Origin of the sequence: Actinomadura sp. 3N407, from assembly GCF_052245875.1 — a bacterium.
In the GTDB taxonomy this organism is placed as follows: domain Bacteria; phylum Actinomycetota; class Actinomycetes; order Streptosporangiales; family Streptosporangiaceae; genus Spirillospora.
In genome coordinates this window covers 82,637-94,841 of the sequence record NZ_JBQQBP010000019.1, presented here as the reverse complement: position 1 = coordinate 94,841, position 12,205 = coordinate 82,637, and the positions used below count along the sequence as shown (strand labels likewise).

The following is a 12,205-nucleotide window of genomic DNA, read 5'->3' as shown; positions in this document are numbered from 1 at the left end:
ACCGCCGAGACGAAACGGACGCCCCGGGCGCCGCGTTCAGACCCGTACGGGAAGGGAGACCAGCCCGCGGACGATCGAACCGGTGCGGTGGTGGCGCAACTCGCCGGCAGGCACGGCAAGGGCGAGATCGGGGAAGCGGTCCAGCAGGCCGCCGATGGCGATCTGGCCCTCCAGCCGGGCCAGCGGGGCGCCGAGGCAGAAGTGCAGGCCGTGACCGAAGGCGACGTGCCGTTTGGGGGCGCGGGTCACGTCCAGCCGGTCGGGGGCGTCGAACACCGCGGGGTCGCGGTCCGCGGCGCCCAGCGAGACGTGCACCCAGGCGCCCTTGGGGATCGGCGTCCCGGCGATCTCCATGTCCTCCAGGGCGACGCGCTGGCTCGCCCTTTCGACCGGGCCGTCGTACCGCAGCAGCTCCTCTATCGCGGACGGCAGCAGATCGGGCCGCGACCGGAGCAGTTCGAGCTGGCCGGGCGCCCGGAGCAGGGCGAGCACCCCGTTGCCGATGAGGTTGACCGTGGTCTCGTGCCCGGCGATGAGCAGCAGCGCGACGCTGTTGAGCATCTCGGCCCCGGTGAGGGAGGCGTCCCCGTCGCGGGCGGTGATCAGGCCGCTGATGAGGTCGTCCCCCGGACCGGCCCGGCGTTCGGCGATGACGCCGGTCAGGTAGTCGTTGAACGCCAGCGCGACCTCGCGGCGACGCTCCCGGGCCTCGGCGGTCAACGCCGGCACCGTCAGCACCGCCGTCCACTCGCGGAACCGGGCCCGGTCCGACGCCGGGACGCCGAGCAGCTCACAGATGACCTGGATCGGCAGCGGGACGGCGAACTCCTCGATCAGGTCGGCCGCGCCGCGGGCCGCGATGCCGTCCAGCAGCCCGTCGGCGATCTCCTGGACGCGGGGGCGCAGCTTCTCGACCCGCCGCCCGGTGAACGCCTTGGCCACCAGCGCCCGCATCCGGGTGTGGTCGGGCGGGTCCATGGCGAGCATCGTCCCGCCGAAGAACAGGTCGCCGTTCACGGGCAGGGCGCTGTGCGCACTGTCCTTGGACAGCCGCGGGTCGTTCAGGGCCGCGCGGCCGTGCGCGTGGTCGACCACCAGGAAGGCGGTGGCCCCGCGGGGGAAGTCGACCTGGTGGACCGGCCCCGATGCCCGCAGCTCGGCGTACGCGGCGTACGGGTCCTCGCTGAACGTCCGGCTGAACAGGAACTCCAGCGGCAGCATCAGACGACTCTCCCCACACCGGCGAGGAATCCGGGCCGGGACAGGTCGGGCTCGAACGGTTCGGCGTCCGCCCGCCAGTCGGCCACCTGGACCAGGCCGGGCCCGACCAGCTCGGTGCCCTCGAAGAACGTCATCACCTCGTCGGCCCCGCGCGGGACGAGGTCCCCCGCCCCCGTCCTGCCGTACGCGGACCGCACCCGCTCCTCGACGTCCCGGCTGACCTCGCCCCGGTGGCCGTGCGAGATGACCAGGTAGCTGCCCGGGACGAGCGGCGCGCGCAGCTTCGCCACGATCTCGGCCGGGCGGTCCTCGTCCGGGACGAAATGCAGGATGGCCAGCATCAGAAGGGCCACCGGCCGGTCGAAGTCGATCCGGGTCGTGATCTCGGGATGGTCCAGGATGCTCCCCGGTTCGCGCAGGTCGGCCTCCACGACCGTGGTCATCGGATTGTCGGCCAGCAGCGCCCGTGCGTGCACGAGCACGATCGGGTCGTTGTCGACGTAGACGACGCGGGAGTCGGGGGCGGCGCGCTGGGCCACCTGGTGCACGTTCTCCTGCGTCGGCAGCCCGGAGCCGATGTCGAGGAACTGCCGCACGCCGTGCCCGGCCATCATCGTCACGGCCCGGGACACCAGCCTGCGGTTGGCGCGGGTGAACTCCAGCACGTTCGGCATCGCCGCCACCACCTGATCGGCGGCCTGCCGGTCCGCGGCGAAGTTGTCCTTGCCACCGAGGTAGTAGTCGTACATCCGGGCAACGCTGGGGGTCTCCGGATCGATCACCCACTCCGGATGATGCTCACCACTCACGGACGGACCTCCTGCCTGGTACCCAATCGCACGATTGTAGGGGCGAACCCGGACGGTTTCCGGCTGTCGACAACTCGCCGGGACGGCTCCAGGCAGCGGTCCTGTGGCCGACGCGCCCTCGGTGAGGTGGGAAGATGACCGGCATGGGACAAGTCGTGGTCACCGCAGAAAGAACGCTCGACGCGAGCCCGGAACGGGTACTAGAAGCACTCGGCGATTACACGGGCGTGCGATCCCGCATGCTGACCGAGCACTTCAGCGAATACGAAGTGCGAGAAGGCGGCCAAGGCGACGGCACGGTGGTGCACTGGAAGCTGGCCGCCACCAGCAAGCGCGTACGCGACTGCCTTTTCACCGTGCGCACTCCCGGCGAGAACATGCTGGTGGAGCAGGACGCCAACTCCTCCATGGTCACCACCTGGACCGTCTCCCCCGCCACCGAGGGCGCCCGCGTTCAGGTCGAGACCACCTGGGACGGAGCGGGCGGCATCGGAGGCTTCTTCGAGCGGACCTTCGCCCCCAAGGGCCTCCAGCGCATCTACGACGCGCAACTGACGAAGCTGAGCTCCGAACTCGGCACCTGACCGCCGCAGCACCCGCCGACAACCACCGACACCGCACCGCCCGTGTACCCCGGGGGCACGACACTGCCGCCGACGAACCCCGTCCTGACGGAACCGGCCACGGCGCGCAGCGAGCCCGGATCCGCCGGGGGTGCGGCGCAATGCGGCCTACACCGCCTCGCTGTACCTGCTCAACGAGGCGGGGAGTGCGGCAGTCCCGCACGCGGAGGCGGACCTTGCCGCGTCGGCAGACCTCCCAGCATGCTGAAGGCGTGGATACAGCCCTAGAGGCATCCGATCGGCGGACCGGCAGGCCGCGATCCGATCGTCACCGGCACCGTCCGGTCGCTACCGGCGGCGATCGTTCACTTGAATGACGTCCACTTTCCTACTTGATCGGTATAGAACTCATGAGGCGGCGGATGGCACCGGGGCAGACGGTGGTCCTCATCACGGGGGCGTCTTCCGGAATAGGCGAGGCGACCGCCCGGCTCTTCGCAGACGAGGGCTTCCGGGTCTTCGGAACGTACCTGCCGATGTACCGCGATGCGTCCGGTGTGGAGAAACTTGCCGTGGCCGGCGTCGAAATGGTGGAGCTGGACGTTCATTCCGATGATTCGGTACAGCGCTGCGTGGACGAGGTTCTGACGCGGGCCGGTCGTATCGACGTACTGCTGAACAATGCGGGCGTCATGCAGGTCGGCTTCGCCGAGGAAACGTCGGCGGAGGAAGCGTATGCCGTTTTCGAGACGAACTTCTTCGGCGCCGTCCGCATGATCAAAGCGGTGCTGCCGGAGATGCGGAGAAATCGACAGGGCCGCATCGTCAACATCGGCTCACTGGCCGCGTGGATCGGCGAACCGGGCCAGGCGGTCTATTCGGCGTCGAAACGCTCCCTTGCGGGTTACACCGAAGCGCTCCATTATGAGGTGGGGCCACTGGGGATACGGGTTTCCCTCGTCGAACCCGGCCTGTTCAGGACCGGCATTCTCGGGGCCGCGCTGATCGCCGATGGCGCCATCGGCGACTACGACGCATCGCGGGAGAACGCCATCAAGACGTTGACGGCCAGCTCGGGGCGCGGGCATGACCCGCAACAACTGTCGCGACTGCTCCTGAAGATTGTCAATTCACCCTCGCCACGCCTGCGCTATGGAGCAGGTTTCGAGGCGCACTGGCTCCCCTACATCAAGGTACTGCTGCCACAACGACTCTTCAGCCGCATCCTGCGTCGTGCCTACGGATTGCCCAAAAAGTAGGCCGTGAAACCGGCGGTCCGACCCGCACCGGAAGAGTCCGGGAGCACGGCTTCGACCGTGCCCGGAGGCTGAACGACATCCCCCAGAAATGGTTTACAGACTGACGCCGGCTTGACGTGGTCGGCAATTGCTATCCATCATCATTGCCTGGGGCGAGCGCAGGACGATCACGGCGACTGTGCGGTTCGACCTCCACCTACAGCGGAAAGAGAAGTGCATGCTTCCCTATCTGGGCGCCAAAGCTCCCTGGTTCGTATTCCTCGGTCATCCGCGGGACCGTCGCGATCTTCACTCCATTGGCGGCAGCTCGCTCATCTTCGACCACAGCGAAAGCGAGGACGAGTTCGAGGAAAAGCTGTGCTCGCTTCCTCCGACCGTGGTGGGAGGCATCACTTTCGGGTTCGCCCCGATCAGGGGCGAGATGATCTGCGTGATGCGGATGCCGAACCAGATCCTGCGGGCGCGCGACGCGATCGCCGAAGGCGTCCAGATCGCGGCCGACCGGGGTGCGAAGGTGGTCGGGCTGGGGGCGCTCACCGCACCCGCCACGCGCGGGGGCCGCACGCTGCTCGACACGTTGCCGCGCGGTGTGACGCTGACCAACGGAAACGCCTACACCGCCGCCGTTGCACGCCACAACGTGATCGAGGCCGCCGAGTACCTGGGACTCGGCTCCCAGGCGTCCGTGGCCATCGTCGGATGCACCGGTTCCGTGGGCACGGCGGCGTCCCGGCTGCTGGCCGAGGACGGCTTCGACCTCATCCTCGTCGGCAGGACCGAGCGGCGCGTCCGGCGAGAACTCGGAGACCTCTGCGACGGTCACCGGGTCACCAGCGGGCAGAGCGAACTCAAAGCGGCACAGATCATTCTGCTCCTGACGAGCGACTCGACGGCACATCTCGTCCCGGAGGTCGTCCAGCCCGGCGCGGTCATCATCGACCTCACCCACCCTCGGAACATCGACCCGTCCGAGTTTCCCGCCTTCTCGCAGTACGACGTTCAAGTCGCTCAGGGCGGGCAGGTCCTCATCCCGGATTACCACAATACGATGGAGCTCCAGCTCGCCGAAGGGCGGAACACCATTGCCTGTCTCGCCGAAACGTATCTCTTCGCGAAAGAGGGCATCACCGAGCATTCGGTGGGCAATCCTCCGACCGAGCTTGCGCGTGAACTGAGCGAGGTCGCCGATCTCCACGGGGTACATCCCGCCCGGCTCAATCTCGCCGTTCGATGAGTCCGTCCGTCGTACCGCCGTTCGTTGAACCGATCCCTCTTCGTCCTCCTGACTGCGCCCCGGGCACCCCGGACGGGAGTAGCGCCCCTCCGCCGTTTAAACGGTCTTCGAATCCGATTCGATTCGCGAACCGACTGGTCAGGGGATCGTGTTGTCCCGCCGGCGGGACAACGAAGAGCCCGGACGCCGCCGATCATCGCCGTGTGCACGCTTCTTGACAGAAACAACCGGCGGCCGTGACGCTCACAAGGAGGGCAGAGCGACTTCGTTGCCACCGCCCAATTCTGATCAGTGGCGGCCGGCCCTCCGGCGAAAGATATCGGCCCGACCGCGTGCGGGAGAGTTGACGTATGGCGAGTATGGAATGGCTTTGGCGCCGCGTGTGCACGCCGAACTGCACCAATGCGTGCAAGAGGTACTGCCCCGGTTGCCGTGAAAGGGCCGATGAGTGGGCGGGGCACGAGGACGAGGGAGCACAGCTCGAGAAGAACGCCGATCCCGACGGTCCAGGAGAGAAGAGAACGATGCGGATCAGAGAGCTCGCCCGCTGTGCAGTCGACTGCGTTTCCGCAGACGTGAAGGCCTTCTTCAGTAAACGTTCGAGGAAGAAGGATGACCCGCTCCTGCAGATCGGGGCCAATCCGCGACCGCTGAACGCGGACGAGGACGCGCAAGGTCGCCACGCCTGCGGATGTCAGTCGCAGAGCGAGGGTGACAAGGGCCACGCGGAGACCCGGTCGGGGCAATAGCCGCGATCACCGCCACACCCGCCTCAGCACCAGCCAGATCGAACCCCGGAGTCGCCTGATTGGAGGACGCATGGGCGTGGACGCCGACTTGTCCCGCCGGCAGAGCAAGGTATCAGCGAGTGACCCAGAGCGAGAGTGAGGGGTTGCGCCGAGTATGACCACGAATGCGGAGCACGGCGAACTCGCGATCTCCCCCCAGGAGATCGATGAACGCCGTCGCACAAGGAGCGAACCGACCGAGAAGACGGTCTTCCGGGTGGCCGGCCTGTACGGCTTCTGCCGGGAAGGCCTTCCGTTCCCGGTCAGCCGTACCGAAACGATCGACTCCGGGCCCATCAGCATCTCGATGGACCCCGAGTCCGATTCCATGACCAACCTGGGCGTCATCGACTACGAGAACTGCTACCTCCGGGTGCGGTACTCGGGCCACATGATCTTCCCCGGTATCCACGAACTCGTCACGAGCGGAAAGCACGACCTGAGCCTTCTGGGGCCGGTCCGTGCGACGGCGACGGACGAGTGCATCGTCGAGCCCGACCTCTCGGGCTGGCGGGCACTGGGCACACTCGACTTCCTGCCCGGCTCGATATGGGCCGGCGCCGCCGGTGGTTGAGACGGCCGCATAACCTCCAGTCTGGAGGACAGCCTGCTGGGTCTTCGCGAGGGACGCAGCGTCAACGTCGCCTACGAAACAACGTTCCTGATCAACTGGCCTCGTCATCTCGGCGGTGGCTCCATCAATCTGGCGCTGGAAGGCGCGATGGTGCTCATCCCGGTTCTCGGGAGCCACTGATCGATCCCAGGAAATGGCCGCCGGCCACGCTGGTCACCGTTCGTCTTGACCTTTCGTGGTCGGCGGTCATTTCTTGGACGCGACCCCTTGAAACGATCGGTGACCCGCAGCGCGCCGAGGCAGGCCTCCCGCGCCTCTGATGCCGGCCGGATCCGGAGGATTTTGGGTTCATGAGACTGTCCGCAGGCGCATTCGGAAGCCGGATACTCGCGTTGGGCGAGTACAGCCCTTCTCGCATCGTCACGAACGACGAGATCTGCGAGCGGATCGACTCCGACGACGAGTGGATCCGCACACGCAGCGGCATCGCGACCCGCCGGGTCGCGGGCCCGGAGGAGTCGGTGGTCGACATGGCGCACCGCGCGGGCCACAACGCGATGTGCGCGGCCGGGCTCGGCCCCGGCGACATCGACTTCGTGGTGGTCGCCACCAGCTCGCTCCCCTACCAGACGCCGGGCGCCGCGGCAGAGGTCGCGCACCGGATCGGCATCTGCGCACCCGGCGCCATGGACGTCACGGCCGGGTGCGCCGGCTTCTGCTACGCCCTCTCGGTGGCCTCCGACGCGGTGCGCACCGGAAGTTCGGCCTGTGCGCTGGTCATCGGCTCCGAGAGACCCACCGACATGGTCGATCCCGATGACCGTTCGATGGCGTTCCTGTTCGGTGACGGCGCCGGAGCGGCGGTCGTCGGACGCTCCGCCGAGCCGGGAATCGGCCCGGTCGTCTGGGGTTCTGACGGATCGAAGGTGCAGGCGATCGCACAGTCGCCGACGTTCGCCGAGCTGAGAGCCGGCGTGCTGGCCGGCGGCGAGGTGATCTTGCCGATGGTCCGCATGGACGGCGTCGCCGTCTTCCGCTGGGCGACGGCCGAGGTCGCCAGGGTCGCCGCCCGCGCCCTCGACGCGGCGGGCGTGGCTCCGCACGAACTGGGCGCCTTCGTCCCACACCAGGCGAACCTGAGAATCATCGAGTCGGTCGCCAGGGCGCTGCGGCTGCCGAAGTCCGTTCCGGTCGCGCGTGACATCGTGCACCGCGGCAACACCTCCACCGCGTCCATCCCGCTGGCCTTGCACGGGATGCTGGAACGCGGTGAGGTCAAGAGCGGTGAACCCGCCCTGCTCGTCGGCTTCGGTGCCGGCCTCACCTACGCGGGGCAGGTGGCGTTGATCCCCTAGACCGCGGCCCGCCGCCCGCCCCGTCGAGGAGACCCGGCGGCAGACGCGGGCCGGGGTCGCGGTGAGGGAGGTGCGCGGCATGGTGCCGGACGATGCGCCGGGTGGTGCGCACCCCACCGGGACGATGCCCGCGGCCGACGGCCATGGCGCCCGTCCCCCGTGCGGGGCCGCCGCGATCCGCCGGCACGCGGTGGCTTGACGCCGGGGGAGATCGCCTCCGTTTCACGGTAGAAATCTTGTCCATCTGGACAGTACATTTGGACAGTCAGCGGAATCGGTGTCCGCCGCCCGCCTCCCGCCCCCGCTCCCGCCCCCGCTCCCGCCCCCGCTCCCGCTCCCGCTCACATTTCCGCCGATCCCCGTACTTCGAAAGTTGGTCGTGTGGCCAGTACATCTGGACAGTCCAGTCAGCCAGGGACGCGGCATCGGTCGCTGGCCACCCGGCAGCAGCTGCTGCATGCGGCGGCGCAGCTCATTTCGGAAGTCGGCTGGGGACGCGTGACCACGCGGGCCGTCGCCGAGCGGGCCGGGCTTCCCCACGGCGCGGTCAGCTACCACTTCCACGGCAAACAGGAGCTGCTGACCGAGGCGGCGATGTCCACGGTGGAGGGCATGTTCCCGCTGGCCGAACTCGAGAAGATCACCACGCTGACCGAACTGATCCCGCTGTTCCAGTCCTCGATCTCCAGTCCACCGGCGCCGGAGGCCATCGATCCCGTCAGCTCCGGGGTGCTCGTGGAGGCGATGAGAGAGTGCGGCCGGAATCCGGAGCTGCGGGGCCGGATCACGGAGCTGCTGCGGGCCTACCGGGAGATGGTCTCGAACCTGGTGCGCGCTGAGCAGGGCCGCGGCGTGGTCGAGCGCGGCCCGAACGCGACGGATCTGGCGACGCTGCTGATCGCCGCCGGTGACGGGCTGATCCTGCACGCGCTCCTCGATCCCCAACTGCCGATCGCCGGCGCGGCCGAGACGCTGCTCGCGCTGGTCCACACGTAGACCGAGCCCGTCCACGCCTCCGGAGACGGCGCCCGTCGGAAAGGCTTCGTATGAGCGATGGCGACGCAGCACAGAAGGAGCGGCGGACGACTCCGCTGACGGGCGCGCAGTGGGCGACCCTGGTTCTCCTGACCCTGTGCATGTTCGTGGTGGTCCTGGACGCCACGGTCGTTCTCATCGCACTGCCGGCGATCATGTCGGACCTCGGCGGCACGCTCACGCTGGCGACGTGGATCCCCGCCGGTTTCGCGCTGGCCTTCGCCGCGTTCCTGCTGATGTTCGGCAAGCTCACCGACGTCTACGGCAGGCGCCGGATGTTCGTGGCGGGGCTGATCGTGTTCACCATCGCCTCCCTGGCGGCCGGCCTCGCCCCGTCCATGGAGTTCCTTGTCGGCGCCAGGGTCGTGCAGGGCGTCGGCGCCGCGATCATCGAACCGGCCATCATCGCCCTGATCAAGGCCACGTTCCCCGCCGACAGGCTCGGCCTGGCGTTCGGCGTGGAGGGCCTCGCCGCCGGTCTGGCCGGCGCCGGCGGCCCGATCCTCGGCGGCCTCCTCGCGACCGCCTTCTCGTGGCGGTACATCTTCTTCATCAACCTGCCGATCGGTGTGATCGCGATCGTCGCCGCGTACGTGCTGATCTCCGAGTCGCGCGACGAGAACGCCGACCGGCGGCTCGATCTGGGGGGCGTGCTGCTCAGCGGGGCCGGCCTGTTCGCGCTCGTGTTCGGGATCGTCCAGGGCTCGGAGTACGGCTGGGGCTCGCCTGCGATCGTCACGGCGTTCGCCGCCGCCGCCGTGCTCCTCGTCCTCTTCGTCCTCGTGGAAGGCCGGGTCGCGAACCCGCTCCTGGACCTGTCCCTGTTCCGGTACCGGCTGTTCGCCGTGGGCAATGTCCTGCGGGGTGCCGTCGAGTTCATCAGCCTGGCGATCTTCTTCCCGCTCGTGCTCTTCCTGCAGGCCGGACTCGGCTTCACGCCTCTGCGGACCGGGCTGACGCTGCTTCCGTTCATCATCGGTGCGGTCATCGCGTCCCCGCTCGCCGGCGCCCTGTCCGACCGTGTCGACCTCAGATGGCCCGTCGTTCCCGGCATGTTCGCCTCCGCGGCCGCACTGTTCTGGCTTGCGCAACTGGCGCCCGGCTCCGAATGGACGGCGCTCATCGCACCGCTCTTCGCCGCGGGCATCGCCCTCGGCGCCCTGTACGGGCCGACGACGAGCGGCTCGCTCAAGGAGATCCCGACCGAGAAGGCCGGCGTGGCGTCCGCGGTGTCGTACGGAGCCGTCCTGCTCGGGTTCGAACTGGGCATCGCGGTGACGTCCAGTGTTCTGCAGAGCCGGTTCATCACCGAACTGGAGGACGCGCCGGCGAGTGCGGCACTGCCGGCCGGGGCGGTGGACGACGTCGCCTCGTCCCTTCTGACCGGGGAAGGGGGCACTGGCGAGGGCCAGGTATCCAAGCAGCTTCAACAAGCCATTGAGACGGCACTCGCTCATGCGGCCAACGCCGCCATTCTCAGTTGCGCCGCCATGGCGGTCGTGGGTGGTGTCATCGGTCTCTTCTTCGTCCCTCGAGGCGGGGGCGACAAGGACACGGCCGGAGAGGAGCCCTCGGTATGACGGCGAAGGACGGCAACGGCCGCACGGGCGACCACGAGACGGGGCCGGCGCCGCGATCGGAGAACGGGCTCCTCGCCGTCCTCCTGCTGGGCACGTTCATCGTGGTGTTCGACACCGCCGGCATGGTCATCCCGCTGCCCGCGATGCTGGAGGACCTCGGCGGCGCGCTCGACACGGCGACGTGGGCGTACGGCGCGTTCGTCCTGACGTTCGCCGTGTTCCTGCTCCCCGCGGCCAGGCTCGCCGACCGGCAGGGACACCGCCGGCTGTTCCTGCCCGGCATGGCGATCTTCACCGCGGCGTCTCTGGCGTGCGCCCTCGCGCCGTCGATGGAGTTCCTGGTGGCCGCCCGCGCGGTCGAGGGGCTGGGCGCGGCGATGGCCGAACCGGCCGCCTTCGCCCTGACGAAGACGGCCTTCGCGGGACGGGCCAGAGAACGCGCGGCCACCGCGCACCGGGCGGCGTTCGCCGTCGCCGCGCTCAGCGCACCTGTCGTCAGCGGGCTCATCACCTGGGGCCTGTCGTGGGAGTTCATGTTCTACCTGAACGTGCTCACCGGCGCGGCCGTCCTCATCGCGGGCGGCAGGCTGGTCCCGGCGACACGGGGAGACCGCCCGCCACGCTCCCTCAACGTCACCGGCGCCCTTCTGGGCGGTCTCGCCGTGTTCGCCCTGGCCTTCACCGTCATCGAGGGCACCCGCTTCGGGTGGGACTCCCCGCTCATCGCCGGCTTCGCCGCCGCCGGGATCGCGCTCCTGGCCCTGTTCGTCCTCAACGAGCGACGCACCGGCGACCCGTTCGTGCCCCGCAACCTGCTGAAGTCACGGCGGTTCACCGTCGGCAACCTCGCCCGCGGGGTCGGCGAGTTCGCGAGCCTCGGGCTGTTCTTCGCCCTGTCGCACGTCCTGCAGGTCCAGCACGGCTACTCGGCGCTCGCGGCCGGGGCCCTGCTGATGTCGATCATCGTCGGCGCGGTCATCGTCGCGCCCGTCTCCGAATCGCTCACCGGCAGGGTCGACGTCCGGCTGCTGGTCATCCCCGGCTTCCTGCTGATCGCGGCGGGCACCTACTGGGTCACCCACTCCTCGCCGAGTTCCGGCTGGCTGTTCTTCCTCGCCCCGCTGGCCATCGCCGGCGCGGGATTCGGCCTCCAGGAGGACCCCACCGCCGCCACCGCTCTCGACGACGTCCCCGCCACGCAGACGGTCACCGGCCGCAACATCTCCTATGTCGCTTATTTGCTGGGAATCACCGCAGGCGTAGCCGTGGTCTCCGGAATCTGGCAGAACCGGTTCGTCACCGAGGCCCGCCAAGCCCTCACCGGGACCGGCCTTCCCTCAACGGGCGAACCGCCGGCCGACCTGACCAGCGGCGGGGTCAGCGGCGATCCCGCCGCGGACATCACCGGACCGAACACCGACCACCTGCGCGACCTGGTCGAAACCACGTTCACCGACGCCGTCGGCACCGCACTGCTCAGCTGCGCCGCGATCGCCGTACTGGGCGCCATCGCCGCGCTGTTCCTCTCCCCCGCGAGAACCGAACGCACGGGCCGGCGCGGATCGGACGCGACGGCGAACGGCTGACGGACACCGTCGCCAGCGAACCGCGGCCGGGCCCGTGGCGAATTGACGCTGCCCGTCCCCGTTCCGGTCCGCGTGCCTGAAAGGCCAGGGGCGCGCCCGCTGCCCACATCGCCGGCAGCGCCCATTTCTTTCGTGTGCCTCAGCACGACATCGCAAGCCTGAATGGCCTTCTGCGGGTCGGCGCCACCTCTCCGTCAGGCC

Annotated in this window: 10 protein-coding genes; 8 read left to right on the top strand and 2 right to left on the bottom strand. The window is 69.0% G+C overall.

Translation table 11 applies throughout. The annotated features are described in order from the left end of the window. Positions 1-36 precede the first annotated feature (36 nt). Entirely contained in the window at positions 37-1,221 is a 1,185-nt protein-coding gene (locus tag ACTWPP_RS36130) for a cytochrome P450 family protein (protein ID WP_443108915.1), read from the bottom strand. Next, positions 1,221-2,030: an SAM-dependent methyltransferase gene (locus ACTWPP_RS36125; RefSeq protein WP_443108914.1), complete on the bottom strand. Its 810-nt coding sequence runs from the start codon at positions 2,028-2,030 to the stop codon at positions 1,221-1,223. Before ACTWPP_RS36125 ends, ACTWPP_RS36130 begins: the two co-directional genes overlap by 1 nt. Positions 2,031-2,164: 134 nt before the next feature. Between ACTWPP_RS36125 and ACTWPP_RS36120 the strand changes: the two genes are divergently transcribed. From ACTWPP_RS36120 to ACTWPP_RS36085, 8 genes are all read left to right on the top strand, one after another. Beyond that, positions 2,165-2,614 carry an SRPBCC family protein gene (locus ACTWPP_RS36120; protein ID WP_443108913.1) on the top strand — a complete coding sequence of 150 codons (450 nt, stop codon included), beginning with the start codon at positions 2,165-2,167 and terminating at the stop codon, positions 2,612-2,614. Positions 2,615-3,015: 401 nt separating this feature from the next. After that, positions 3,016-3,852, top strand: coding sequence for an SDR family NAD(P)-dependent oxidoreductase (locus ACTWPP_RS36115; protein ID WP_443108912.1), 837 nt, complete (start codon positions 3,016-3,018; stop codon positions 3,850-3,852). 217 nt (positions 3,853-4,069) lie between these two features. Beyond that, positions 4,070-5,086: a hypothetical protein gene (locus tag ACTWPP_RS36110; protein WP_443108911.1), complete on the top strand. Its 1,017-nt coding sequence runs from the start codon at positions 4,070-4,072 to the stop codon at positions 5,084-5,086. 903 nt (positions 5,087-5,989) lie between these two features. Continuing rightward, positions 5,990-6,448 (top strand): hypothetical protein, encoded by a 459-nt coding sequence (locus ACTWPP_RS36105; RefSeq protein WP_443108910.1) that lies wholly within the window; start codon positions 5,990-5,992, stop codon positions 6,446-6,448. 350 nt (positions 6,449-6,798) lie between these two features. Next, positions 6,799-7,803 (top strand): beta-ketoacyl-ACP synthase III, encoded by a 1,005-nt coding sequence (locus tag ACTWPP_RS36100; RefSeq protein ID WP_443108909.1) that lies wholly within the window; start codon positions 6,799-6,801, stop codon positions 7,801-7,803. Positions 7,804-8,184: 381 nt separating this feature from the next. Then, positions 8,185-8,799: a TetR/AcrR family transcriptional regulator gene (locus tag ACTWPP_RS36095; RefSeq protein ID WP_443108908.1), complete on the top strand. Its 615-nt coding sequence runs from the start codon at positions 8,185-8,187 to the stop codon at positions 8,797-8,799. Between the two features lie 50 nt (positions 8,800-8,849). Next, positions 8,850-10,418, top strand: coding sequence for a DHA2 family efflux MFS transporter permease subunit (locus tag ACTWPP_RS36090; RefSeq protein ID WP_443108907.1), 1,569 nt, complete (start codon positions 8,850-8,852; stop codon positions 10,416-10,418). After that, the gene (locus ACTWPP_RS36085; protein ID WP_443108906.1) at positions 10,415-12,004 is read left to right on the top strand and encodes an MFS transporter; all 1,590 of its coding nucleotides are present in this window, start codon (positions 10,415-10,417) and stop codon (positions 12,002-12,004) included. Before ACTWPP_RS36090 ends, ACTWPP_RS36085 begins: the two co-directional genes overlap by 4 nt. Positions 12,005-12,205 lie beyond the last annotated feature (201 nt).

Excerpts from the sequence above, each read along its gene's own strand:
- ACTWPP_RS36115 (WP_443108912.1), top strand. The coding sequence starts at position 3,016 with ATGGCACCGGGGCAGACGGTGGTCCTCATCACGGGGGCGTCTTCCGGA.
- ACTWPP_RS36120 (WP_443108913.1), top strand. The coding sequence starts at position 2,165 with ATGACCGGCATGGGACAAGTCGTGGTCACCGCAGAAAGAACGCTCGAC.
- ACTWPP_RS36130 (WP_443108915.1), bottom strand. The coding sequence starts at position 1,221 with ATGCTGCCGCTGGAGTTCCTGTTCAGCCGGACGTTCAGCGAGGACCCG.
- ACTWPP_RS36110 (WP_443108911.1), top strand. The coding sequence starts at position 4,070 with ATGCTTCCCTATCTGGGCGCCAAAGCTCCCTGGTTCGTATTCCTCGGT.
- ACTWPP_RS36090 (WP_443108907.1), top strand. The coding sequence starts at position 8,850 with ATGAGCGATGGCGACGCAGCACAGAAGGAGCGGCGGACGACTCCGCTG.
- ACTWPP_RS36105 (WP_443108910.1), top strand. The coding sequence starts at position 5,990 with ATGACCACGAATGCGGAGCACGGCGAACTCGCGATCTCCCCCCAGGAG.
- ACTWPP_RS36085 (WP_443108906.1), top strand. The coding sequence starts at position 10,415 with ATGACGGCGAAGGACGGCAACGGCCGCACGGGCGACCACGAGACGGGG.
- ACTWPP_RS36100 (WP_443108909.1), top strand. The coding sequence starts at position 6,799 with ATGAGACTGTCCGCAGGCGCATTCGGAAGCCGGATACTCGCGTTGGGC.